Below are 24,294 nucleotides of genomic sequence, written 5' to 3'. Positions count from 1 at the left end.
AAGCTTATGATTTTTTTACTGATGATCTACAAATATCCTACCATCATCACAACAATTGGGCAACAGGAAAAATCATTAACAATTTATTATTTTAAAATAAGAATGTTCGTGTTTTGTTTATTTGTTAGTAAAATCCGTTTTTTTCACGCAAGATTTTCTTTTAAAAAAGAACATTTGAATCTCAGAAGAGAAAGGCGGCATTAGTGATGAGACCAGACATTCATTTCGACAACGAGTGGCCGGAACAGTTCAAAAAGCACCTTGATGAAGACGGACCATGGGCGAATTGGGAGCTTTACAAGCTTTCCTGTGAAGTGCAGAAAAGGCTTGCGATTCCGACGTTTGAAGGCTTGCAGGCCCCTTATCACCTCCCAGGCTTTACCCCGCTTCCCCATCAGCTCGAAGTCGCCCGGAAGGTAGTCGAGCAGATGAACGGAAAAGCCATCTTGGCGGATGAAGTGGGCCTCGGCAAAACGGTCGAGGCTGGGCTGATATTAAAAGAATACATGATTCGCGGGCTGGCCAAGAAAATCTTAATCCTCGTCCCCGCCTCGCTCGTCTCGCAATGGGTGAAGGAACTGCGGGAAAAGTTTTTAATTCCGGCCGTGGAACAGAAAAAAAGCTATGTCTGGGAGCAGTGCGATGTTGTCGTCTCCTCCCTTGACACGGCAAAGCGGTCGCCGCACAGGGAGACGGTTTTGTCGATCCAGTATGATGTGGTGATTATTGATGAAGCTCACAAACTGAAAAACAATAAAACAAAAAATTACGAGTTTGTCCGCAGCTTAAAGAAAAAATATTGCCTGATGCTGACGGCGACGCCCATCCAAAACAAGATCGACGAAATATTTAATCTCGTTTCCCTGCTAAAACCCGGACACTTGGGAAATGAAAGCAACTTCAACAAAGATTATACAAAACAGATCAATTCAGCTGAAGCGCATGAACGCTTAAAGTCCCTTATCAATAAAGTCATGATCAGAAACAGACGGCATGATACCGGCATCACCTGGACGAAGCGCCATGTCGAAACCGTGCCCATTTCCTTTTCTCCTACAGAACAGGCTTTGTATGACGAGATTAAAAAGCTGAAGACAAGTCATCAGCATTCATCAAGCATGTTCTCAATCATGACATTGGAGCGCGAATGCTGTTCAAGCAGAGAAGCTGTCTATATGACGCTGAAAAACATGCTTGACCGAAAGGATCGCGAAGCGCCGGTGATCTCCGAACCTGTCATCCACCATTTGATCGAAAAGGTCAACGAGGTCGCGCAAAATTCAAAAGCGCTGAAAGTTGTTGAGCTCATTCAAGAACTCGATGACAAAGTCATCATCTTTACTGAATACAGGGCGACGCAGATTTATCTGCAATGGTTCCTCCAGCAGAACGGCATCAGTTCTGTACCGTTCAGAGGCGGATTTAAAAGAGGAAAGAAAGACTGGATGAAAGATTTGTTCAGGGGCAAAGTTCAAGTTCTGATCGCGACTGAAGCAGGCGGTGAAGGGATCAACCTTCAATTTTGCAATAAAATCATCAACTATGACCTTCCGTGGAACCCGATGCGTCTCGAACAAAGGATCGGCCGGATTCACCGGCTCGGCCAGGAACGCGATGTTTACATTTTCAACATGGCAACAAAGCATACCGTAGAAGAGCATATTTTAAAACTTCTCTATGAAAAGATCCATTTGTTCGAAAAAGTCGTCGGAGACTTGGATGATATTTTAACAAAAATCGAGGTCGGCAATTTTGAAGACCACCTTCATGACATTCTCTTTTACTCCGCGACAGACGAGGAAATGAAGATTAAAATGGAAAACTTAACCTCTTTCATTTCATACGGAAATGAAGCCGTTTCAAACCAAGAACAGATCGGAGGCTAAAATCAAATGCGTCAGGAAGAAATATATCTGTTTTTAGAACGCTTTTTCATCGCAAACGGCTGCACGATCACCGACAAAAGTTCAGGCCACATGACTGTGCAGCTGACGGTTGAAGTCGATAAACAGATTATGAACAGGCCGTTTTACTGGCACTGGCTCGAAAAGACGGGCGGAGAACCTAATCCGATGAAAATCACGCTGATCACGAATGAAGACGAGGCCCCTTCCGATATCGAAGGTGAGTTTATTCATTTTGGATCACCAAGACTTTTTCAAATTTTCCAGGCCGTGCAAAAAAACGGCAAATTTATTCGCCTTTATGAGAAAATCCGTTCCGATGGAGCCCATATTTCCCTGGAACCGTGGCTCGGCATGAATGTGACGATCTCGTACCAATCCGACATGAAAAAAGATAAGCTTCTGTCTCTCGGCCTTCATTTAATCAGCGGTCAGCTGGTCGAATCGTTTCAAGAACAAATGGAGGCCCGAGATCTCTCTTCACAGATCTCTGACTACTGCTACACGATGTCGCCGTTGATTAAGCCGGAAAGCGGCATTAAACGGCTTGAGCGCTATATCGAACAGGCGGCCAGAAGCGAGCCGCTTGATTGGGCTGAAGCTTCCCTGAAACGCTGGAATAACGACCTGTCACTTTTAAACCAATTTTACGAGGATACTGAAGAAAAACCGGAGGAATACGAAATTGAGAAAAAGGCTCTCCAAACGCTTTACGAGCCTAAAATCGATATTAAAGTTCAAAACGGGGGATTATTTTATTTGCACAAAAAAAATTCAGGATAATTTTTCCGATTCGACAACATTCTTGTTTTTATTCAGTGAGCTGGACTTATAATAGAACTAAAGAGATAGGAGGAACTTTCGTAACACCATTTGGACAAGCTTGGTAAAGTGTTGAGTCTCGGGGTTTATCTTTGTTTATCACAACACGGTTGTCTGAAATACATAATGAAGTATTTTGGGGGGGAAATGTATGAATAAAGATAAAAATGAGAAAGAAGAATTGGATGAGGAGTGGACAGAACTGATTAAACACGCTCTTGAACAAGGCATTAGTCCAGACGATATACGTATTTTTCTCAATTTGGGTAAGAAGTCTTCAAAACCTTCCGCATCAATTGAAAGAAGTCATTCAATAAATCCTTTCTGAATGTGCTATAATATCGAAAGGAAGGTGATGACATTGATTGGCCAGCGTATTAAACAATATCGAAAAGAAAAAGGCTACTCACTATCTGAACTAGCTGAAAAGGCTGGGGTAGCGAAGTCTTATTTAAGTTCAATAGAAAGAAACTTGCAAACAAACCCCTCCATTCAATTTCTAGAAAAAGTCTCCGCTGTTCTGGACGTCTCGGTTCATACCCTGCTCAATGAGAAAGATGAAACCGAATACGATGGTCAATTAGATAGTGAATGGGAAAATCTAGTTCGTGACGCTATGGCATCAGGGGTTTCTAAAAAACAATTTCGAGAATTTTTAGATTATCAAAAGTGGAAGAAAAGACAGGAAAAGGAGTAAGGGAAACATATCTTACTCCCTTTGGCATTTTTTACGCTGAATAAGCCGATTCCTCATGAACATAAAAAAACGGATCATACAGATCCGTTTTTTAAATTGCACCATTATTTATCTTCACTGTGCGCTCTTTCGTTCTCTTTTACATAACCTTTTTCATCGGCATGTTTTTTGCCGTCGATTGTCAAGCCGTTCCATTGAGTACCTTCGAATGAGAAGTCAAGCTGCACAGAATCTCCTTGATATTTGTTCTGTACCATTCTGCCGCTGGCGTCTGTTGTTTTGTCATTGACGAACTCAATCACCAATTGAACTTTGTCAAAGTCATATGGATCTTTCGGAATGCCGTCGTATTCAGGCGCCGTTTTTCCGTTGATTGTCGCTACATTGATTTTGCCATTGTCATGCAGGAACTCTGGCTCGATTGCTTTCTTCACTTTTTCGTACGCGGCCTTATCTTTTTTCGCGGACATATTGTACAGATCATAAAGGTTGGCTTCATCTAAAATGATGTTTTTAGGATAGCCGTTTCCGCCTTCAACTCCGACAGTCAGAACGCTGACTTTAAATTGTTTCAGGAAGTCTTCCGCTGTGCTTTTTCCGCCGTTTTTCGCGTTTCCGTCAACGAAATTGCTGTAGCCAACCTGCATCAGCACTTCTTTAATCGCAAGTGATCCGTCATTTTTGAATTCGAAATCTTTAGTGAATTTGTCGCCAGGTTTTAAGTTGGACAAGTTCACTCTTGCAGATGTATCTTTCGCATTCAGGTCAAGTGTACCTGCTGCATAAGTTGCTTGAGTTGTTTCGATGTCGTTAAACGCAGCCCAAGTTCCTCCTCCTACTAATGCCAGTCCAAGCGCAGCAGACGCAACGCCTAATCCGAGTTTTTTCTTTGTACCCATTGATAACTCCTCCTTTTATAATAAGAAAATCTGTATATATGGAGACCTGAATGTTCAGGTGACCAACGAAGATTACATGGAAACTGATTGATCTTTCCCGGCGGCTTCAATTGCCTTAGTTTTTTGGTCAATCTCTCTTAAAGCCGCGGATACAGTAATCACTGCATAAAGAATCAACAAGAGTCCCGGCACGATCAGCAATATGGCTGTGCCGATCGGTTTACTTGCAAAATCCAGCAAATACCCGGCATACGGAACCGTAATGCCCGAATACTTAGCGACAACATTTTCCGCCAGCACCGGATCGGAATCAGGGTTTTGGTTATTGTCACCCTTTGTTTTAAACATGAGGTTTGATTTATTTTTTGTTATACCGATAATTCGGTGGGTAACCATGGTGTTTTCGTCTTGCATGAATGTAATGATATCTCCCTTTTTCAAAGACCCGGGATTTTCAATCTTTTGAACGGCTATCACAGAACCTGTTTTAAACTCCGGCTCCATCGAACCGGATAAAACCGTTTTCAATTGATAGCCGAAGAGCTGCGGCTCTCCGCCGGACGACTTTGTCGAAATTACGACGATGACCGCGGCGATGATGAGTGTGAAAATAATCACATATAAGATATTGCTGACCCATTTGATCACATGTTTCATGACGCTTCCCCGCTTTCTAATGAATTTTCTTCTTTTCTATTTTCTTTATCTACGGATTCACTGCTCTTTGGTGTTTTCTCTATGTCCTGTTCAGACTTTTCCCGTGTTTCTGTCTGTTCTGTTTGCTTCGGCTTTTCTGATGCTTTTTTAGGCGGCTTCGGTGTTTCTTCTTTACAGTCTTGAAGCTTCATCACATTTGACCAAATAAAAGGTTTGCCCTTTTTCACATCGGGATGGCCTTCAGGCTTAATCAATTTAAATGCGTAGAGCCCTCCTTTTGCCGCCCGCTTTGACTCTATCCGGTAGATGTTCTTTTCGGCTTCTTTTTTGAACGCGCCTTTATCGATCACAGTCCCGTCCTCTAACGGTTTTTTGGCATTACCGAGTTTATGCAGCTCCCACTTCCATTCAGAGTCGGCGATTTGGCTGCCGCGGTTTTTATATTCTGCAAACAATGTCAGCGGTGCACAGACCGTTCCTTTCGTCTTTGTCTGTTTTTGAAGCTTCAAATTGCTCCCGTCCCACTGTTTCCCATCTTGAGGAAATGAAGAGGCCGCTTTCATTGTCATGCTGTATGTTTCCACATCGTGAAATGATGCGTTTGTATGCTGTGACAGCTGACTCCCCAATCCAATTAAAAGATAAATGATCAGCAGCGTTTGAAAAACGATGATGTTTTTTCCGGCTCTTTTTCGGGATCTCCTAGTTCGAGATAATCGGATCATGACTACCCTCCTAGCGAGTATGTAATGGCTTTTTCCGCTCGTTCGTTTTAAAGAACTTGATAGTTAGAGTATAAAGAACAAATGTGCCATTTGAAAACTATCAAAATAGTCGATTAAGTTCGTTTTACAGAACGTTTTCGTTTAATTCCTCAAAAAATCTCTCAAATTCTCATCTTTTTGAAAAGTTTGAAGTTCTTTATAAAGTACATAATTTCTTCTTCATTTTTGTATAAACACTGTTGACAAGGAAAAAATAGGATAGAAAGGATGATGCCCCGTGCTGAAAAATGCTATGTTATGCTCTTTTTTACTGCTTGCAAGCATTGGGCCGCTCAATGCCCATGCGGCAGCTTACGAAACAGCCCGCATGTCTAAGTGGGAAGAAAAAGCGGTTGAGGAAGCAAAAAAGAGGTATCCGGAAGCAGAAGTGCGTCTCACGAAAAAAGTATGGGATCGAAAGCGGGCGGATGAAGCGGTCAAACAATACCATGTCACATTGAGTGAAGGAAATAAAAATTTCGGAGTATTTGTTACAATTTCATTTGAACCTGTGACACACAAAATCAACAAAGTCGTCGTTGTGGAAGAATATAAATAAGCCGCTTTGCAGTAGAAAGCGGCTTGTCTTTATTTATGCCTTTTAAAAAACATGATACACCCAAGAGGAAGAATGCCGAACCATTGATATATCCTGGACGGCGGCTTTGATTCTTTACGTTTTTCTTTCATTTCTTTTCTTTCCTGCTTAGGCGTGTCCATATATTTTACGAGCTGTTCCGTCATATATTTAACATAATCGTTCGTTTTCATCACATCACCTCTTGGGGAGTTCTGTCAGTTGAAGTGTTGTCATACGAATCTTTTTTTATACATTCTTCATGATTCCGACACACAATTTTTAATATTCTTTCCACTGTGTGATTTTCTTAGTGCTCAAATCATATTGAAATTCAGCGCTCGTTTCTGTGCCGGAAGCTGTCGTTACCTCTATCTTCACTCGCTTGAGCCGCTGATGAGCCGGATTGACAGTATACGATATCAAGCCATGCTGTTTTTGAATTTTCTCTTTTGTCTCTTCGTGAATATGAGACAAGGCATGGAGCATTCCATTTTGGAGTAGGTTTTGCTGAATATGAAATTCTTTTGTTTGCTGTGCAAACATTCGTTGATTCGATAATAAAACAGCTGAGTGACCCGCGCAGAGCATGCAAATCACAGCTGTGAAAACAGCAGCCGGATAAATGAATCCTTTTGAATTTTTCACGTGATCACCTTTTACATATGATAGAGCGGAATGGACTTACGGTATGACTTGCCGCTTAAACTTGTCGCTTCAAGGATCAGCAGATGATCTTCAATCACAAACCTCATGTGTTTGACATGTTGCAAAAGCGGCACATGACCTTTTCCATTGACTCTTTTTCGAATAACTGTCTGATATTTCTCATAGCGAACGGCGGCACCTTGGCGATTTGTCATTTCCAATGACTGATGATCGTCGCCCACTCTTAGATCAACCGAGTTCCTGCATTCCTTCAATATTTGCTCGGCAGTAATCGTCCATTCGCGCGGGTGAATATCCGCACCGTTTCTTTCCGGGGATAAAAACAGATGAAATATCGAGGCCATCGTTCCTGCAATGAACATATACACCATTAAGGAAACCAGTACATTAAGAAGGGTAAATCCCTTTTGACCGCAAAATGGTGAAGCAACGCCTTTGACTGTCTCTTTTTTTAATGGAGATGCATACTTCATAATCATCTCCCTGCTCCTTCCATTCAATAAAGTAAGATGTGTTTCGGTAAAGCACAGTTTCTTTAGGCTGAAACCGTCCGGTCAGTGTGTAGCGGCTGATCTTTTCATCCAATATGCGATATGCCTCTTCTTCTTTTTCAGATGCCCCGCGCTGCAAAGACAACTGATGAACCATAGGAATCAATAACATGGTGATCATGACCCAAATGCCCAATGCGGAAACAGCTTCAACTGTTGTAAAGCCTCTATTTTTTTTGCACATTAATCTTTCCGCTTCCTAAATAGATCGTCAGTGCAAAAGAGGCGTGCTGTGTATCGATCACGATTTTCCCCCCTTGATTCGGAACTCCGCTTGGGTTAAAAGTAAGAGTTCGCTTGAGCGTCGCTTTTTTGAACGCAATATGGCAACTGTATGTCCTGACCAGCTTAGGCGATGAGCCTTCGTCCGCGTGCTTAATAATATAGCGGCAGCCGGCAAAGTCAAACTGCACCTTAACCGTCGCATGGCGGACGAGAGCTGTCTGCTGTGCGTAAAGCAGATCCTCTTCAAGCTGTGAGACAAAGTGCTGAACAACTCTTTTTTCATAAACGGGAGGCAGTGCGGCAAAGAGAAGAGAGAGCATAATGGAACCGATCATCAATACAGTTAGGCTTTCCAAAAGCGTAAATCCTTTTTGATTCATAACCGTCAATCAGCCTGTGCTTTGCCGTTTGAAATTTTAATTGCTTTCCCATTCGGGCACTTTAAGTTCTTCTTCACGTAACCTTCAGATTCAAGGTCCGCCCTACTCGGCGTTTTCCCGTCATGATCCATTTGATAAGCCGTGATTTGCGCTTGAACCATATTAATTAACCCTTCGCATCCTTTCTTTTGAATACTTTGATTATGCTTGGTCACATTCGGTATGGTGATCAACAGCAGGATGGAGATGACGAGCATGACGACTAACATTTCTATCAGTGTAAATCCCTTTTCATTCACAGTTCCGTCCTCCTTATAACTGGTTCATCATTTGATACATTGGCAAAAGCATAGACAAATAAAGAATTAATATCATCGCCGCTGTTAGCCCGTAAATCAATGGCTGGATCAAACCTGTCCATTTTTCTGCTTTCCGTTCAAGCCGTTCAATCAAAAATTGACTGTATGAATACAGCTCTCTGTATAAGAGTCCGTTTAATTGGCCGTGAGCAACAGCCTTCGCCAGATCATTTTCATAAAACGGATGCCCGGCCAGCATCTGCTCCAGACTCTCCCCTTGTTTCAGCCGCTCGATCAGACGCTTCGCTTCATTTTTATGAAATGATAAAAACGGCTGGCTTTCAAATGCTTTTAAACTGTCATATACAGACAGACCAGCTTGCAAAAGATTGCTCAATTGGAGCGATAAAAAATAACTGTTGAATAGTTTGAAGGTTTGGCCCAGCAAGGGAATTCTAATGAGAAAGGTCATTTTGTCTTCTGGAGGTTTATGGCGAAATGAACACAGATAATAGAGGGATAAAGCGGCGGCAATCAACATCATTCCTGCGATAAAAAGATAAAAATGATCAAAAACCGAAAAGATGAGGGTCGTTGCAAAAGACGTTTCAACGTTCATTGATTCATAGATCGCGGAAAATTGCGGGATGATTGCCGATTTCATAATAGAGATAATGACGCAGACCGTTAAAACTAAAAACAAGGGATATCTGGCGGCTTTCTTTAGTTTTTCGGTTTGAGCGATCTTGCGGTGAAGCAGCTCTCCGCTCTGCCGAAAGGCATATGGCAAATTCCCGTGCTGTTCGGCAAAGTAAACAATGGTAACAGCATCCTTATGAAATGAAATCATTTCAAGCACTTGAAACACAGGTCGCCCTTCTGTCAGCTTCTCCATCGCAAATGTCAGATCTGCTCTTCGCCTTTCATTCAATTGCAGTTTCAGCATACTTAAAGCATCCAAAATCGTATATCCGCTCTTCATCATGTCTCCGAGTTTTTTCAGAATGTCCGCCTGTTCCCGGACGGGCCACTTCTTTTTAATCTTCATGGCCTATCCAGCGTTCATAAGTATTCGACGGCAGATATCCGAGTGCTATTCCCTTCTGGATCAGCGTTTTCAATGTTTCTGTTTTTATGTCACCGCACCTGCCTTTTGCTTCTTCGATGCAGAGATTGAGGCTTTTTCCGTACAAAAGCTCGAAGATGCTTGCTCTTCTCACAGGCCTCGACAATCTGCAATATAAAGAGCAGTTGTCGCCGCAAAACGGGCAGACGAGACCGACGAGGCGCTGGGCGCTGATTGCGACCAGTGTTTGTTCAATTTCTGTCATATCAACGCCGAACTCGAGCAGCCTGTATATTGCGCCTTTGGCATTTTTCGCATGCATGCTCGATAAAACAAGGTGTCCTGTCAAAGCTGCCCTGACTGCGATTTGGGCTGTTTCGGCATCGCGAATTTCCCCGAGGATGATCATGTCCGGATCGTGGCGAAGCACCGCCTTCAACCCCGCAGAATAAGTCATGCCAGCTTTTTCGTTTACTTGCACTTGCAAAATGTTTTCGCTTCTTGATTCAACAGGGTCTTCCAAGGTAATGATATTTCGCTTAAAATGCCGCTTAGCGTATTCGATTAAAGAATAGAGTGTTGTCGTTTTCCCCGAGCCTGTCGGACCGGTGAACAGAATTAATCCGTGGGAATGCTTCAGAAAAGACAGCAGCTTGAATGTTGCACTCGGAAACAATGAGAGCTTTGTGAGCGGCTTGCTGCTCACCTTGGGAAGAAGCCTGATGACCAAGCTTTCATCATGGATGGTGGGCAGAGTGGACATTCTTAAATGAACGGGCTGACGGTTGATATAAAGAGTCAAAGCTCCGCTTTGCGGCAGCCGTCTTTCCCCAATATCCATCGAAGAAAGGAATTTAAAGTGAGAAATGAGCCTTGAGCACTCATTTCTCGTTAATCTGTCTTTTTGAAAAAGTTCATCATCAATCCTGAAGCGGACCACCGCCTCTTTTTCACCGGGAACAATATGAATGTCTGACGCCTTCATTCTATATGCCTCGTCAATTAATCTTCCGCTTAATGATTCAATCGTGTACAAACCATTGCGCCTCCTTTCTAAGCGCAGTTTATACGAAAAACATCGGAAGCATCAAATCCTTAAAAATCGCAAATCAAGCTGAATACGAAGCAAAAACGGAATTTCCGAATACCGATTTGACTATTTTATTCAGCTTCCAACTGCTGAAATGAGAAATTTAAACCTTCTCTTCAGCCTTGCCGTTTTCACGGATGCAAAAGCCTTTATTGCAAAGCGCCTTAGCAAGGCTCTGTTCTGTGTTAATATGCGAAAAATCCATCCCAAGCTTCACAACTGTTTGGGCAATCTCCGGTCTCAAGCCCGAAAGAACCGTCTCAACGCCAAGTAGTTTTGTGCTGTCTACGACTTTGAACAACTGGTAGGCAACCATCGTATCGACGACAGGAACACCGGAAATATCAATAAACAGATGCGAGAGATGAAGCTCAGCACACTGCTTAAGCGCAGATTCAATGATCACCGTTGCCCTGTGAGTATCAATTTCGCCAATGAGCGGCAGCACACCGATGTGTTCTGATACCGGTATAACAGGTGCGCTCAGTTCGCGTATCATCTCGGTCTGCGCCTTCAATTGCCTCTTTGTCGTATGCTCATATTCAAGAATAAACTGTTCAATAACCTCATCCATCATTGAGTGAAGCTGTTTATTCCAGATAAAAAAGTCTTTTTTCGAACAGTCCGGTGCATGTTTATCCGAAAAATGCTCGATTTCATCTATTAAAAGTTCACGGCACACTTTAAACCCCTTTATGCTTTCAGTCACCGGAATTTGGCTAACAGCCCTGTCGTAGGCAATTTCCTTGGCGCATCCGGAGGCTTTATCCCAGCATAGCGCCTGTTCATCCTTGGCAAATACCCTTGAAACAGCCAGTAAAAAGTCCTTATATTGCTGTGCCGTTTTTTCTTTTTCAGACGCTGTTCGGGACAGCCATTCATCGGTGATTCTGTCCGCCTGTTTGACCAAATACTCATAAAGGGCTGCATGCTTGTTTTCCATGTCAATCCTCCTCATTGTTTTCCTTTAAAATCAATCGGCTATATGACCAACATTTTGATCACTATGTATAAAACGAAATCGATTGTCTACACTATACGTAAGCGCATTGGGCTATAGCCAAGCGGTAAGGCAACGGACTTTGACTCCGTGACGCGCTGGTTCGAATCCAGCTAGCCCAGTTACACAGGCGAAAAAACGAAGATATGCTGAACATGCAATGTGTCAGCAATCTTCGTTTTTTTCAGGAAACAGAACGGTGTAAGGTGTGTTTTTTTAATTTTAAGAGTTCGCCGGGATTATATCCGACAACCAGCTTATCGCCGTTTACGATAATCGGGCGTCTCAGCAGCTTTGGTTTTTGAATTAACAATTCCAGCACTTCGCTGACCGTTAATTCTTCGATATCAAGATTTAACTCTTTAAATGCCTGGCTTCTTGTCGCCAATATCTCATCAATTCCTTCGGTCGTGAGAGACAAAATATGTTTCAGCTCGTCCTGATTCGGCGTTTCCCTGAAAAGATGCCGCTCTGTAAAATCAACCTGGTTCGCTTTCAGCCAATGTTTCGTTTTCCGGCATGATGTGCAGCTCGGGTATGAATAAAAGGTCAGCTCTTCCATGAATGATTCCTCCTTAAAATGTACTGACTTTGTCTTTGTATGTTTTAGTACCCGTGATATTTTCCGTTTAAACACGTGACAGGTGATTTTTTAAAAATGCTTATCACAAAATTGTAAAAAATGAATTGATTTTCCCAAAATGAAAATGTTTACATTTCAAGATAAATTGGCTTATAATAAAATCAAAGGGGCTTTTTGGGAGGGATATAAATGAATCGCATGTTCCGTGTGTTAGGATTCTGGACAGGTATCTTTGCGGTCATGTTTTATTTAGGAAATATGAAAGATGCATCACTGCTGTTCTTCGGTCAAACTGTATTTTTTGTGTTCTTATCGTATCTCAACTTGACCGAGCGGATGTACATTTATATTTTCGGTGCTTACTTGACAGTCTTTTTTGCCGCATTTACATATTATTCTGTGTTTATTATGGTTCCCGGGCAGGGAGGCCATTAAAAAAGACGATCCATCAGGATCGTCTTTTTTATGTTTTACAAAGTAAATCCGTTGATGAACGGGTTTTGTTCCTGTTCTGTTGCAATGTCCGTCTCGGGGCCGTGACCGCTTAACACAAGCGTCTCTTCCGGAAGCGTCAGCAGTTTTTGATGAATACTGTCCATCAGCACCTTTTGATTTCCTCCCGGCAGGTCTGTACGCCCGACTCCCCCTTTAAATAAAACATCCCCGGAAACGATCAGGTTTTCTTCTTCCGCATAATACGAGACGCTGCCCGGAGAATGTCCAGGCGTAAAGAGCATGCGGAGCGTAAAAGAGCCGATTTTAAGATCCCCCTCTTCTTCGATCAGATGATCTGCTTTTTCTGCTGTGATCGTCTGTCCCGTAAGCAGCGCTGAACCATTTAATGAAGGATCAGTCAGCCATTCAGCTTCATTTTTATGTACGTATACAGGAATGTTCCATTCTTTTCTGACATTGTCCACGGCTCCGATATGATCAAAATGAGCGTGAGTGAGCAATACTGCAAGAGGCTTCAAACCGTTTTCTTTTATGTATGCATTCAGTTTCCCTGATTCGCTGCCGGGATCAATTATTAAACAGGTACCGTCATCATGGGATAAAATATAAGCGTTCGTCTGGATAGGCCCTAAAGGCATTCTTCTCCATTTCATTTTCTTCACCTCAGATTCATCTTTCTTTGTTCCATTATGAAGGTTTTGCGGGAAACTTTCAATGAATCATGTTGTCCTCGACAAATTTGATGAAAACGGTTAAAATAAAATTGGAAATATACTGCAGGGGATCCAAACGAAGGGGGTTTATATTGATGTTGCTCGTGATCATTTTCGGTCTAGTCACGATATTATCTGCTCTTGGAGTTCTTCGTTCTCTTAAACAAATCAACGTTCTTGGCATCTTATTTGGCGGGGCGGCTTTTTTAGTGTTTGGATGGTTTACCGTCATGACAATCATTAACAGCGGGTATCCGACAGTCCACTAAACCCGGTGCCTTTAGACAAAAACAGCCTTATTCCGTTATTCCGGAATAAGGCTGTTTTTCTTATTGGCTGAAATGACGCTGGACGCTTGCAAGCTTGCCTTCCATCGTCGTTTTCTTGTCGCGGCGGTCGTCAATCCTGATATTCGTCGCCACTCTGTGGATGCCTTTTTGGAAAGGCGCTTCGTGAATCGTCTGAATCACCTCAAATAAATCGCTTAATTCCCCTTCAATCAAAGTATTCATCGGTGTCAGCTGATATTGGATTTTGCCTTCTTTTTTAAATCCTTCTAAAATGGTTTGAATCTCCGCTACATACGCGCTTACGCTCGGAGTTTCGGTACCGATCGGTATGATGGTAACGTCTGCTATGGCCACTGTCCATTCTCCTTTCTATTCTTTTGACACAAGGGGTGCTGCAGTTTTTGAGTTGAATGAAATGATTTGATCCTGGGTATAACCGTACAATGCATAATCCCCGTCAGGAGATACGGTAATCGGAAGCATTTCCACTTTTTCACGAATGACTTCCCGTTTGCCGGTTTTGAGACTGACGGAAATCAGATCATACAAGGAGCCCGACTCATTCGGCTGATACGTATAAAACAGCTCATGCCGAGGGTCGTAGCTGTATTCCATCGGTGACAGGCTGCCATATTCCGAGTACAGCGGCAATTTGAAAGAAATTTTCTTTTCCGAAGAAGAAACGTCTGAAAATATGTAGGTGCCCTGGCGATGACTGGATGAAGGCGCTACAATCAGCCGCATATCCCCCAGAACATCGAGCAGTACGGCATCACCGGCGAGCTTCTTTTCCCGTCCGTCCGCTGTGTTGAAGGAATAAACAGGAGCCGGTTTTTCCCGGTTCCGTTCATTCCATTTGATATATTCAAAAGTGTCAGCGGAAGTCCAATGAACAAAGGCGGCCTGTGCGATGTCTTTTTCCGTTTGCTGTTCTTTCGCATCAATCAGGCGCGATTCATAATTCCAATCTTTCGTAAAAGTTGTGACGTATAAAAGATAAGGGTCAAACCGATTCCAGTCCACTTGCAGTTCATGCGTGCGAAATTTTTTTGTGTACAGCTGTTTTCCCTGTAAATTAAGCAAAGTTAACTTCATTTCAGAGCCGTTTCCGGCGGTTTGGATGAGAATCATGCCTTTTTCCCTGTTTACTTCCGCCGCTATCAGCCTGTCATCCGTCTTGTAGATCGTTTCGCCCGTCCCTTTAAATATATCATATGATTTGACTTCACTTCCTGCGACCGGATCGGTTGCGGTGTATATAACGGTTTCATCATCAAGCCATCCTGCCGCCTCATCAAAGTGCCGGTCCTTCAGCGCTATCACTTTTTTATCTTTTACTGCTGCACTGCTTTTCTTTTTCCCTTCCGGCTCCTCATGATGAACGCTTTTTGTTCCTTCCTGATGCTGCGGTGTGCAACCAGCCGCAGCCACGGTCATCACAGCGGCAATAAGCCATAACGAAACTCTCAAACCGGCCATTCTCCCTCCATAAATGATTGGTTGTCTAATTTACGATTTTCACCGTGAAAAGTTTCAGCTTTCAAAAAAGCAGGATGCCCAAAGTATGCCTCTGCTTTTACAATATATATCGTCAAATTGTTTCAGTGGTAAAGGATTTTTTCCTTTGCCGAGTTCAACAGTATATCCTTCTCTTCCGAAAAAATGAATAAACCAATCTCTAAATCCTGCATAGCTGTCTATATATCTGACGCCCTTATAACCGCTCAGGCGCTCAAATGTTTGGATCACATCGGCTGATTCAGGAGGCTCCAGCCCCTTGTATCCCCAATAAATTTCCTCTCCCTGTGTGTGAAGCGCCACAAGCCGATCAGGCGGCTCGTTTGCGATTAAATCCCTCATCGCTGCCGCTTCCGGTTCTGTCAGCGGTTCATCTCCGGGGTAGTCCCTGTAGGAAGGGGATTTGGGCGGTTTTCTCTGTTTTTCGATCTCCCAAAAAGACGGAAACTGATTATTTAAATCCACTCCGTTTATATTGGCTTTCCATTCCCGGAAATCCGGTTGATGCTCATTCATCTCATCCAGTGCTTCCCGCGCTATCCCAAGATGACCGGGACCGTTAAGCACAAGATCAACCCCGTCGGGATTAACGATCGGCACGACGGAAAGCTTTGTTGATGAAAAAATGTCAAGCGGTGAAAAACCTAAAGCGGACCGGCCTGTACATAAATGATAACAATATTCTTTGAGCCATTTCATCAAAACAGAAGTGGTGATCCATTCATTGGCATGAAAAGAAGCATTCATATGCGTTTTTTTTTCGGCATTTTCAGCTCCGAGGAGCAGTTCGTATATAGGCTGGCCCATGCTTGAGCGACCGATGATGCGGGAAGTAACAAACGGAAAGCACTCCGTCAATCTGTCAATTTCCTTTTTCAGTACTGCTGAATCGTAAACGACTGTTTTTGTCAGCCACTGTTCATCTTCAAGTGTGTATTGATTCACCAATAATTGCAGCTGTTCATATGTTTCGGCTGCTGGAACGTTTTTTCCTGCTTGAAAAGACGCTCCCGGAAAATAAAATTCGTCCGCGGCTGCATTCGCGTTTGCGCTGATTAAAAGCGGTTCGGGTATGTTCAGGATATTAGACAATCTTTCCATATTCTGCTTTAACTCCGGTTTGATGTTGATGAATGCCATCAATGATCCCTCCCACAATAGCATATGATGAAGGCTCGTTTAAAAACTCTCCCGGTTCGCTTAAAAAACGCTTTTTCAATAAGGTTTCAGCCCGCAAAAAAACTTCCGCCCAAATAGGCGGAAGTTCATCTTTATTTCGCTAAGCTTTCTGTAATAAAGTCAAGCTGGCCCTCTAATGAAATCGGATCGGAAAAGTAGAAGCCGACAGGGTCGATTTTATAGACATGTTGATTTTTGACCGCGCCAAGGTTCTTCCAAATAGAGGTATTAAGCACGGCGCTGTCGTCTCCGCTTGATTCCCAGGGCCCTATAAATATATAATCTCCGGCGAATTCAGGCAGCTTTTCTAATGAAATGCTCGTGTAGCCCGGCCCTTCGTCGATTGCTTTTTCCTTCGTCAGCTTTGTCGCCTTTAAGCCGAGATCTTGATAAACAATGCTTCCTCCCCTTCCGAATTGATCGCCGAATACAAAGATTTCTTTGCCATTCGTTTGCATAATGGAAACCGTTTTGTCCCCGACCGCTTTTTGAATTTTTGATTTTGCCGCGGCAACTTTTTTGTCCCATTCAGCCAGCCATTTCTCCGCTCGATCTTCAGTACCTGTCATTTTTGCGAAATCCTTCAGCCGTTCAGTGTTATTCAAGCTGTCATATTTCAAAGCGACCGTCGGAGCGATTTTTTCCAGCTTTTCGATATCAGCGCCTTGGGTCGTCCATACGACAATCAGGTCCGGTTTTAATTGAATAACCTTTTCAGCGGAATTTCCTTCACCAATGTTTGTCACACCCTCGGTTTTCCCCTTGAAATAAGGATTTTTGAATACCCTGTCAGGGGCACCCACTACATTGAGACCGAGTGTCTTGAAATAGCCGAAATAATCGTCAGCCATGACAACCACCCGTTTCGGATGCTTCGGAACTTTAACCGTTCCGTTTTCAGCCTTGTATGTAATCGTTTCTTCGCTTTTTGATTGAGAAGACGAATCTTTGCTCTCCGTTTGATTGCCGCATGCTGTCAATGCTGCGATCAATAATAGTACAAAGCATGCTCCAGCGAGCGTCTTTCCTTTCATATTCACCTTTCATACCTTCTTTCTGGTTTGAATATCGATAAAGAGAATCATTATCAATTATATCATAACCAGCATCGGCTTGGATCATGATTTTTATGACGGACTCTTGTCATTAAAAACAGGCCGGAACGATATCCGGCCTGCTGCATCAGCTTTCTCCGCCAAAAGAAAAGCTTACTCGTCTTTCGGCTTGGCGTCAGATTGCTTTTTTAAGCGCTCGCTGTCATAAAACCTCAGCAAGTCGCCATAAATGATTTGATCTGAATATGAAAGCTCCTGTTTCGCTTTTTCAATGTACGGCTCACAGCCTTTTTTATCTTTAGACGGCTCTCCTGTCGATTTATCATAGCATATGCCGTCTGTGTATACTTTGTCTTTCGTAATAAAGCTGCCGTCGCGAAGCACTGTAAACTCCGTTTTGTCTTTGGCAAACAGGTCGTTTCCAAACTGGATCTGATCGCTCGAATCGATTCCGAGAAGGTTCAGTACAGTCGGCCGAATATCGATTTGGCCGCCGACGGTGTCAATGGCTTTCGGCTCTTTATCCGTCACTCCCGGAATGTGGATCACAAGCGGGACTCTTTGAAGCTGTACTTCCTCAAACGGGGTTACTTCTCTGCCGAGGAATTGGCTCATCGCTTCGTTATGGTTTTCGGAAATCCCGTAATGGTCACCGTATAACACGATAACAGAATTATCGTAGAGGCCGTCTTCTTTCAGCTTTTCAATAAATCGTTTAAGCGCTTCATCCTGATAGCGGACGGTCGGGAAATATCTGTTTAACGTACGGCTTTTTGAATCAAATTCATCGATCAGTTTATCTTCCTCATCCAGCTCAAACGGAAAATGGTTTGTCAGCGTGATCAGGCGGGTATAAAACGGCTGAGGCATTTCTTTCATCAGCTCTGATGTTTGTTCAAAGAATTCCTTATCTTTCAGTCCCCAGCCCACTGAGTTTTCTTCGTTTACATCATAGGAATTGATATCGTAAAACTTATCGTATTTAAACGTATCGTACATAATATCCCGATTCCAGAAGCTTTTGTTGTTCGCATGGAAAATCGATGAATAATAGCCGTGGTTTTTCAATATTTCAGGCATTGCCGTATATTCGTTTCCTGCATTCGTAAAGAAGACCGCTCCTCTTCCAAGAGGATAGAGAGAGTTGTCAACGATGAATTCGGAATCTGCCGTTTTGCCTTGGCCTGTCTGATGATAGAAATTCTCGAAGCTGTAGCTTTTCTTTATCAGGTCGTTTAAATAAGGCGTAATCTCTTTGCCGTTTAACTTTTGGTTCACGACAAAGCTTTGGGTGGACTCCAGGGAAACGAGGATCACATTCCGACCCTTGGCGATCCCGGCCAGGTTATGATTGGTGTCCGTGCGGTTTGCGTTGACATAGTTTTCAATCTCCGTGAGGCTGTTGCTGTCGGCCAGCGCACGCTGTGCAGACTGCTTTGACTGGATCAGCCCGTCATAGATATGGAAGTTGTAAAGACTGATATTCTTCACAAGAACTTCCCTGTCAAACGATCTTGTCAAAAGCTGCGGTCTTTCTGTTTCAGAAATCCCTAAATTGAAAAAGAAAACGGCAGCGACAAATAGATAGTAAGCCGCGCGTTCCTTTCTTGTCGCCTTTCCGCCTGTTTTGGCAGGCTGGCGCTTGTACAGCCAAATTAAAATGGCAATGTCGACGACGAGGAGCAAATCGGTCGGCATAAACAAAGAGTTGATACTGCTTCCCAAATCACCCATATTATTCGTCTGGAACAATACAGGAATCGTTAAAAAGTCGTTGTAAAAACGGTAGAAGATCATGTTCGCAAGCAAGACAAACGTCAGGACGATGCTTGCCCCGATAATAAACCGGTTCCTGTTTTTTTCTTTGAAAAACAGGCCGATTCCGAATATAAACAGCAAAAAGCTTAAAGGATTGATGAACAATATAAACTCTTGCATGAAGTTTTCAATTTTAATGTTGAAGCTTGTTTTGTAGACGACATACGTTTTCAGCCACATCAGCAATGTCGCAATTAACAAAAACGAAATTTTTGAAAAAAATGACTTTCGCATTCAAAACCTCCCTATGCAGCAAGACGCATGTTTCCGCAAACTGAATTTCCACATATTGTTTTATTTTAGAAAAATCGCTAAAATTACTAAATCATATCTTAACCTGTCTGTACAAAAAAATCAATCATTTTTCACATTGGCTTAAAAGTGTTAACAATGCTGCAAAGCGGTCCGAAAATGCTTATAAAACAGGCTCCGCCTGGCTTTTCAGCCATTGGTTTTTGGCGATCCATGCGCCGCCGATCACGCCTGCGTCGTTTCCAAGTGAAGCGATTACGATCTCAGCCGCCTCGCCGGCCCGCGGGAATACGAAGCGGTTGAAAGATTGTTCAACTTTGGAGCGCAGGATTTCTCCTGCTTTTGAGACGCCTCCGCCAATTACGATTTTCGAAGGATTGAGCGAGCTCGCCAAGTTGCCGAGGACCATTCCTAAATGACCCGCCACATAATCGACGACTTCGCAAGCAACCGGATCATTTTCCCGGGCCGCTTCAAAAATATCGCGTGCCGTGATATCCGGACATGCACGCAAGTCTGTATCTAGATGACCGGATTCTATTTTTTCTTTGGCAATTCTGACGATGCCCGTAGCCGAAGCGATCGTTTCGATACAGCCGCTTTTCCCGCAGTTGCACGGCGCTCCTCCTTCAGGAACTGAACAGATGTGGCCGATTTCTCCGCCTGCACCGTTTTGCCCGCGGACGATTTCTCCGTTTACAATAATGCCGCCTCCGACACCCGTTCCCAACGTGACAAGAATCAAATCCTTTGCGCCGTCTCCCGCTCCTTTCCACATTTCGCCGAGAGCCGCGATGTTCGCGTCATTTTCAATGACCGCCGCTAATCCTGTCTCTGCTTCAAGGTGGTCTTTTAACGGATAGTTCTCCCAGCCCATGTTCGTCGTTTTATAAACGATGCCGGTCTCCGTATTGACGGGGCCCGGAGCGCCCATGCCGATCCATTTTAAGATGTGCTTCGGTTTGCCGAGCTCTTTCAATTTTCCGTCGATGGCTTTTGCGATGCTTACCGTAACCGTTTCCCCCGATTTATCGGTCGGAATTTCCCACTTGTGCAGGATTTCACCATAAGCGCTTACAAAAGCGAGCTTTACCGTTGTTCCTCCAAGGTCGACTCCGACCAGCCAGCTGTCATTCATTTTGCTCCCCCTCTAATCCCTGTTTTATTTTCTCTTTACTTTTGTGAGTTCATTCTGCAAAATTGAAACGCCTTTAAGCCACTGTTCTTTTTCTATCAGATTCGAAAGAAACATTTCTTTCAGTTCGTCCATCATATATTCAAGTTCAAGTTCGCGATCTCCAAAATAAACATAACATCCAAACTGTTTCAGCAACAGCTGTACATCATAGGCTGTTTTCATTTTATTTCACCATTCTTTAAAGGTCTAACATTAGAGTATTCATAAAGCTGTCCGGCGTCAAGCAAAAAAAAGCCTGTTTTCCTGAAGGAAAACAGACATTCAGCGGTCTGGATCCTGGGGATCCAAAAATACGGGCCTTCTATTTTTCAGCGGCATTGGCGTTCGAATCGCGATATCTCGAAAGGCTCTGTAGTCAAAGGGGATAAACGGCCATAAATACGGCACATGAAACGACTTCATTCTGACCAGATAAATCACCCAGCAGAAGATCGCGATGACAAAGCCGATCGGTCCGAATGCGCCGGCCGCGATCAGGAGAACGATTCTTGCCAGCCTGTTCGCTATGCTCAGCTCATAGCTCGGCGTAGCAAACGTGCCGATAGCCGCAACAGCGAGATACAAGACGACTTCATGCGAGAAAAGTCCGACCTGCACCGCCACTTCTCCGATCATTAAAGCAGCTACAAGTCCGAGAGCCGTAGCCAGAGACGACGGGGTGTGGATTGCAGCCATCCGCATCATGTCGACGCCTATTTCAATTATGATGAATTGCGCAAGCAGCGGAAGGGCCCCTTTTTTTTCAGGCCCTATATATTGAAGGGCGTCCGGCAAAAGATCGGGATGGACAGAGAGCAAAAACCACAGCGGCAGCAAAAAGATCGATGCCAACACAGATATAAAACGGACCACTCGCAAATAGGCGCCTGCAAGCGGTTTGTTTCTGTACTCTTCGGCATGCTGCAGATGGTGCCAAAAAGTAACAGGGGTAATCAGCGCGCTTGGCGAACCGTCCACAAAGACGAGAATGTGGCCTTCGTACAAATGAACGGCCGCAGTATCAGGCCTTTCTGTATAGCGGACCGTCGGATAAGGATTCCAATGACGGCCGCCGATATATTCTTCCAGTGTCTTTTCCGCCATTGTCAAAGCGTCCGTATCGATCGCTTCAAGCGATTGCTTCAGCTTTTTTACACTTTCCAAATCAGCGATATCTTCCAAATAGCAGATGACAACATCTGTTTTGCTTCTTCTACCGACCTGAAGGAACTCCATTCTGAGGGAACGGTCGCGGATTCTTCTTCTCGTCAGTGCGGTGTTGAACACGATCGTTTCGACGAAGCCGTCTCTTGAACCTCTGACGACACGTTCATTGTCGGGTTCCTCCGGGTTTCTTGCCGGGTATGTCCGCGCATCGATAATAATGGCATGGTCCACCCCGTCGACAAGGAGAACGGCCGGCCCGGACAGCACCTGGGCGGCTGCTTTGTCGAGGTCGTCTTCCGTATCAATTTCGATGTATGGGATGTACGTTTTGATCAGCTTCTCAAGCGGATCGTCTTCCAGAGTTTCGGGGGTGAGCCTTGAGAGATTCTTAAGCAAGTGGTGCATAATATCATCTTTTACAAAGCCGTCGACAAGATAAAGCGACATGTCTCTATCAGCATAAACAACATCAAGCCGGATCATATCGAAGCTTTTGTCGACCCCCAGCTTTTCATTTAAATATTCAACATTTTTCGCTAAATTTTTTTGGACCGCATGCTTTTTTTCCATTGTATATTAAAAGCTCCCGTCAAATGAGTCTATACTAAAGACCATTTTTAACATAACGGAAGCTTTTCATACTTGGTTACCGGGCGGTTTCTTTCTTAAGTTCGTCCCGAAACGCTTTATACAACTCTTCATCAGGCTTTTCTGCCAACGCTCTTTCAACAGACTGTTCGGCTTTGGCGAACTCGCCTTTTTGAGCATAGAGCCTGGCAAGATTATAGAGTGAGGCGTGATCTGATGGATCTTTTTCAACGACGGCCTCGAACCTTTTCTCAGCGTTTTCAAACTCGCCGAGCTGAAATTCGGAATAAGCGAGCAGCTTTAAAGTGTCGCTGGAAGCGTCCTGCTTTGAGCCCGCTTCCTGCAAGGCATCTTTTACCTTTTCATAGTCTCCCTCTTCATACCATTTCGCCGCCTGATGCAGCATGGCATTTTCCTGCATCGAAGCTGAATGTGTCCCAATGTACAGAGCGCCTCCTCCGATGACAAAGATGAGAACCCAGCCTGTCAGCCGCTGGAGTGGTCTTTTTTTCCCGGGGATTCCGACTGCCAAGGCCGTCAGAAGTCCGCCGATCAATCCGCCGATATGGCCGGCATTGTCAACATTTGAAATCGTGAAACCGAGGCCGAGGTTCAGAATGATAATCACAATGATATTTGTTCCAATCGTTTTTAAGAAAGCTTTCCGATTTGAAAAAGCCAGATACAAAAGTGCTCCCAAACAACCGAAGATGGCTCCCGAAGCCCCTGCGGACGGATACGGGCTGAACAGAAAGCTGCCGATCGATCCAAAAATTCCGGCTGATATGTATATGACAAGAAAGCGGAATGATCCAAACACCCTTTCTGCCGCGGCTCCGACAGACAGCAATGCAAATGTATTGAACATGAGGTGGACCAATCCGATATGAAGAACGATCGGCGTGACAAGCCGCCACCATTCCCCTGCTAACAGGAGGCTGTTTTCCTTCGCACCGAACCGGATGAGCGTGTCGGTATTCTGACTGCCGCCCGACATTTCCAGAAGCAGAAACATGAAGACTTGAAGCACTGCAAAAATCCAGGTAAACATCGGTTTGCCTTTCTCAAATACAGCCGCTTCCCGCCGCCTTTCTTCTTCTCTTGCTTTAGCCGCTGCTAATACTTCGGCTCTCTTCTCTTCCACATTCTCGTATCCGGCATCGTGCATGTGGCCTGTCAGCTCATCCGGCCCCATGTTTAAAGCAACGGCGAGTTTGCGGAAGCCTTCTTCAGCCGAAGCGTGCTCAATAAAAACCGGCACGATGCTGATCCGTTTATCTGCGACCGGATGACTGACAACATCTTCCCACTCATCTACAGGTGCTTCCTGTGACAAATAGACGTTTAATATCGAGAGCTTTCGCTGCCTTGATGCTGCTCTCAGGCGCTCCGCTCTTTCATAAAGAGATTCCAAGTCACCGACGAGATCCTGTCTGAAATCGATATCCTTCCGAAAAACGCGAACCAAATCATACGGCGCGCTCCCCCTTGCTTCAAGCCAGGCTTCTCCGAATGAAGCTGGTGCCTGCACAAGCTCAAAATCCCTGTCTAAGAGGTTCCCGATGAAATTCCAATACAAATAATCGATTGAATACATACCGACGCTCCACAATTGTTTTTGTCCATTATAACAGGAAACGCGTCATTCTGCGCCTTTTAAGCGCTTTAAAAAAATCCCGTTTTTAAACGGGATTCAGAAAGCCTGCTGTATAAACTTATTGCGAAAAAACGGAATTCTCATCATCAAATGGATAAAATAGTGGCGGATCTGGTTTTGACCAAGAATGAAATTGATGACACGATAACGGTTTTGAAAAAACACAAGGGCGGCAATGACGCCTACTGCAATGAATGTAACTTTTCTCATATGATCCCTCCTATAACCGTATCGTGTCTCA

Annotated in this window: 31 protein-coding genes and 1 tRNA gene; 8 read left to right on the top strand and 24 right to left on the bottom strand. The window is 44.0% G+C overall.

Annotation, left to right across the window (positions count from 1 at the left end; all coding sequences use genetic code 11):
* Window positions 1-206: 206 nt before the first annotated feature.
* The 4 genes from M1D90_RS08700 to sinR all read left to right on the top strand — a co-directional run bounded on the left by M1D90_RS08700 (window position 207) and on the right by sinR (window position 3,423).
* Window positions 207-1,886 carry a DEAD/DEAH box helicase gene (locus M1D90_RS08700; protein WP_145624035.1) on the top strand — a complete coding sequence of 560 codons (1,680 nt, stop codon included), beginning with the start codon at window positions 207-209 and terminating at the stop codon, window positions 1,884-1,886.
* Window positions 1,887-1,892: 6 nt separating this feature from the next.
* Window positions 1,893-2,687: a YqhG family protein gene (locus tag M1D90_RS08695; protein ID WP_020452164.1), complete on the top strand. Its 795-nt coding sequence runs from the start codon at window positions 1,893-1,895 to the stop codon at window positions 2,685-2,687.
* Between the two features lie 190 nt (window positions 2,688-2,877).
* Complete coding sequence (gene sinI, locus M1D90_RS08690) at window positions 2,878-3,054, top strand: anti-repressor SinI (protein WP_020452165.1); 177 nt, start codon at window positions 2,878-2,880, stop codon at window positions 3,052-3,054.
* Between the two features lie 33 nt (window positions 3,055-3,087).
* Window positions 3,088-3,423 carry a transcriptional regulator SinR gene (gene sinR / locus M1D90_RS08685; RefSeq protein ID WP_023855185.1) on the top strand — a complete coding sequence of 112 codons (336 nt, stop codon included), beginning with the start codon at window positions 3,088-3,090 and terminating at the stop codon, window positions 3,421-3,423.
* A 104-nt stretch (window positions 3,424-3,527) separates the two neighbouring features.
* Here sinR and tasA read toward each other — a convergent pair whose 3' ends face one another.
* From tasA to tapA, 3 genes are all read right to left on the bottom strand, one after another.
* Window positions 3,528-4,322 (bottom strand): biofilm matrix protein TasA, encoded by a 795-nt coding sequence (gene tasA, locus M1D90_RS08680; RefSeq protein ID WP_020452167.1) that lies wholly within the window; start codon window positions 4,320-4,322, stop codon window positions 3,528-3,530.
* A 72-nt stretch (window positions 4,323-4,394) separates the two neighbouring features.
* Window positions 4,395-4,979, bottom strand: a complete 585-nt coding sequence (sipW, locus tag M1D90_RS08675; RefSeq protein ID WP_065644169.1) for a signal peptidase I SipW — start codon at window positions 4,977-4,979, stop codon at window positions 4,395-4,397.
* Complete coding sequence (tapA, locus tag M1D90_RS08670; RefSeq protein ID WP_020452169.1) at window positions 4,976-5,704, bottom strand: amyloid fiber anchoring/assembly protein TapA; 729 nt, start codon at window positions 5,702-5,704, stop codon at window positions 4,976-4,978. Before tapA ends, sipW begins: the two co-directional genes overlap by 4 nt.
* A gap of 277 nt (window positions 5,705-5,981) precedes the next feature.
* Between tapA and M1D90_RS08665 the strand changes: the two genes are divergently transcribed.
* Window positions 5,982-6,302, top strand: coding sequence for a YqzG/YhdC family protein (locus M1D90_RS08665; protein WP_020452170.1), 321 nt, complete (start codon window positions 5,982-5,984; stop codon window positions 6,300-6,302).
* A gap of 29 nt (window positions 6,303-6,331) precedes the next feature.
* Here the strand turns inward: M1D90_RS08665 and M1D90_RS08660 are convergent, their stop codons facing one another.
* The 9 genes from M1D90_RS08660 to M1D90_RS08620 form a co-directional block, all read right to left on the bottom strand.
* Entirely contained in the window at window positions 6,332-6,514 is a 183-nt protein-coding gene (locus M1D90_RS08660) for a YqzE family protein (RefSeq protein ID WP_020452171.1), read from the bottom strand.
* 88 nt (window positions 6,515-6,602) lie between these two features.
* Window positions 6,603-6,968: a competence type IV pilus minor pilin ComGG gene (gene comGG / locus M1D90_RS08655; protein WP_020452172.1), complete on the bottom strand. Its 366-nt coding sequence runs from the start codon at window positions 6,966-6,968 to the stop codon at window positions 6,603-6,605.
* A gap of 11 nt (window positions 6,969-6,979) precedes the next feature.
* Window positions 6,980-7,468 carry a competence type IV pilus minor pilin ComGF gene (gene comGF / locus M1D90_RS08650; protein WP_236613657.1) on the bottom strand — a complete coding sequence of 163 codons (489 nt, stop codon included), beginning with the start codon at window positions 7,466-7,468 and terminating at the stop codon, window positions 6,980-6,982.
* The gene (comGE, locus tag M1D90_RS08645; RefSeq protein WP_020452174.1) at window positions 7,377-7,724 is read right to left on the bottom strand and encodes a competence type IV pilus minor pilin ComGE; all 348 of its coding nucleotides are present in this window, start codon (window positions 7,722-7,724) and stop codon (window positions 7,377-7,379) included. The genes comGF and comGE overlap by 92 nt, the downstream gene beginning before the upstream one ends.
* A complete protein-coding gene (gene comGD / locus M1D90_RS08640; RefSeq protein ID WP_020452175.1) occupies window positions 7,708-8,145 on the bottom strand; it encodes a competence type IV pilus minor pilin ComGD in 438 nt (145 codons plus the stop codon). The genes comGE and comGD overlap by 17 nt, the downstream gene beginning before the upstream one ends.
* Before the next feature lie 5 nt (window positions 8,146-8,150).
* Window positions 8,151-8,444: a competence type IV pilus major pilin ComGC gene (comGC, locus tag M1D90_RS08635; RefSeq protein WP_020452176.1), complete on the bottom strand. Its 294-nt coding sequence runs from the start codon at window positions 8,442-8,444 to the stop codon at window positions 8,151-8,153.
* A gap of 13 nt (window positions 8,445-8,457) precedes the next feature.
* Complete coding sequence (comGB, locus tag M1D90_RS08630) at window positions 8,458-9,492, bottom strand: competence type IV pilus assembly protein ComGB (RefSeq protein WP_041817253.1); 1,035 nt, start codon at window positions 9,490-9,492, stop codon at window positions 8,458-8,460.
* Entirely contained in the window at window positions 9,482-10,546 is a 1,065-nt protein-coding gene (gene comGA, locus M1D90_RS08625) for a competence type IV pilus ATPase ComGA (RefSeq protein WP_020452178.1), read from the bottom strand. The genes comGB and comGA overlap by 11 nt, the downstream gene beginning before the upstream one ends.
* A 157-nt stretch (window positions 10,547-10,703) precedes the next feature.
* A complete protein-coding gene (locus tag M1D90_RS08620; RefSeq protein ID WP_020452179.1) occupies window positions 10,704-11,543 on the bottom strand; it encodes an STAS domain-containing protein in 840 nt (279 codons plus the stop codon).
* Window positions 11,544-11,650: 107 nt separating this feature from the next.
* On the opposite strand from M1D90_RS08620, the gene M1D90_RS08615 reads away from it, so the two are divergent.
* Window positions 11,651-11,722 (top strand) — tRNA-Gln (locus M1D90_RS08615).
* A gap of 62 nt (window positions 11,723-11,784) precedes the next feature.
* On the opposite strand, the gene M1D90_RS08610 is transcribed toward M1D90_RS08615, so the two are convergent.
* Window positions 11,785-12,162 (bottom strand): Spx/MgsR family RNA polymerase-binding regulatory protein, encoded by a 378-nt coding sequence (locus M1D90_RS08610; protein WP_003183482.1) that lies wholly within the window; start codon window positions 12,160-12,162, stop codon window positions 11,785-11,787.
* Between the two features lie 210 nt (window positions 12,163-12,372).
* On the opposite strand from M1D90_RS08610, the gene M1D90_RS08605 reads away from it, so the two are divergent.
* Window positions 12,373-12,618, top strand: coding sequence for a DUF2626 domain-containing protein (locus M1D90_RS08605; RefSeq protein ID WP_020452180.1), 246 nt, complete (start codon window positions 12,373-12,375; stop codon window positions 12,616-12,618).
* A 35-nt stretch (window positions 12,619-12,653) separates the two neighbouring features.
* Here the strand turns inward: M1D90_RS08605 and M1D90_RS08600 are convergent, their stop codons facing one another.
* Window positions 12,654-13,292, bottom strand: a complete 639-nt coding sequence (locus tag M1D90_RS08600; protein WP_020452181.1) for an MBL fold metallo-hydrolase — start codon at window positions 13,290-13,292, stop codon at window positions 12,654-12,656.
* A gap of 155 nt (window positions 13,293-13,447) precedes the next feature.
* Here M1D90_RS08600 and M1D90_RS08595 point away from each other — a divergent pair, with 155 nt between their 5' ends.
* On the top strand, window positions 13,448-13,621 hold the full coding sequence (locus M1D90_RS08595) for a DUF2759 domain-containing protein (RefSeq protein WP_003183486.1): 174 nt from the start codon (window positions 13,448-13,450) through the stop codon (window positions 13,619-13,621).
* A 60-nt stretch (window positions 13,622-13,681) separates the two neighbouring features.
* Here M1D90_RS08595 and M1D90_RS08590 read toward each other — a convergent pair whose 3' ends face one another.
* From M1D90_RS08590 to M1D90_RS08545, 10 genes are all read right to left on the bottom strand, one after another.
* Window positions 13,682-13,996 (bottom strand): MTH1187 family thiamine-binding protein, encoded by a 315-nt coding sequence (locus M1D90_RS08590; protein ID WP_020452182.1) that lies wholly within the window; start codon window positions 13,994-13,996, stop codon window positions 13,682-13,684.
* 15 nt (window positions 13,997-14,011) lie between these two features.
* Window positions 14,012-15,121: a YqgU-like beta propeller domain-containing protein gene (locus M1D90_RS08585; RefSeq protein WP_020452183.1), complete on the bottom strand. Its 1,110-nt coding sequence runs from the start codon at window positions 15,119-15,121 to the stop codon at window positions 14,012-14,014.
* Between the two features lie 54 nt (window positions 15,122-15,175).
* Window positions 15,176-16,300 carry a M14 family metallopeptidase gene (locus M1D90_RS08580; protein WP_020452184.1) on the bottom strand — a complete coding sequence of 375 codons (1,125 nt, stop codon included), beginning with the start codon at window positions 16,298-16,300 and terminating at the stop codon, window positions 15,176-15,178.
* Between the two features lie 131 nt (window positions 16,301-16,431).
* Entirely contained in the window at window positions 16,432-17,373 is a 942-nt protein-coding gene (locus tag M1D90_RS08575; protein WP_033155114.1) for an iron-hydroxamate ABC transporter substrate-binding protein, read from the bottom strand.
* Between the two features lie 174 nt (window positions 17,374-17,547).
* A complete protein-coding gene (locus M1D90_RS08570) occupies window positions 17,548-19,446 on the bottom strand; it encodes an LTA synthase family protein (RefSeq protein ID WP_020452186.1) in 1,899 nt (632 codons plus the stop codon).
* Window positions 19,447-19,627: 181 nt separating this feature from the next.
* Window positions 19,628-20,602: an ROK family glucokinase gene (locus M1D90_RS08565; protein ID WP_020452187.1), complete on the bottom strand. Its 975-nt coding sequence runs from the start codon at window positions 20,600-20,602 to the stop codon at window positions 19,628-19,630.
* A 24-nt stretch (window positions 20,603-20,626) separates the two neighbouring features.
* Window positions 20,627-20,824, bottom strand: a complete 198-nt coding sequence (locus M1D90_RS08560) for a YqgQ family protein (protein WP_020452188.1) — start codon at window positions 20,822-20,824, stop codon at window positions 20,627-20,629.
* A 99-nt stretch (window positions 20,825-20,923) separates the two neighbouring features.
* On the bottom strand, window positions 20,924-22,378 hold the full coding sequence (locus tag M1D90_RS08555) for a spore germination protein (RefSeq protein ID WP_023855199.1): 1,455 nt from the start codon (window positions 22,376-22,378) through the stop codon (window positions 20,924-20,926).
* Between the two features lie 76 nt (window positions 22,379-22,454).
* Window positions 22,455-23,993, bottom strand: coding sequence for a rhomboid family intramembrane serine protease (locus M1D90_RS08550; protein ID WP_026579304.1), 1,539 nt, complete (start codon window positions 23,991-23,993; stop codon window positions 22,455-22,457).
* Window positions 23,994-24,089: 96 nt separating this feature from the next.
* On the bottom strand, window positions 24,090-24,263 hold the full coding sequence (locus M1D90_RS08545) for a hypothetical protein (RefSeq protein ID WP_020452191.1): 174 nt from the start codon (window positions 24,261-24,263) through the stop codon (window positions 24,090-24,092).
* Between the last annotated feature and the right edge of the window lie 31 nt (window positions 24,264-24,294).

This window comes from Bacillus sp. JZ34 (assembly GCF_053903205.1).
The sequence above is the reverse complement of the archived record's forward strand: the minus strand, read 5'-3'. Positions and strand labels throughout refer to the sequence as shown.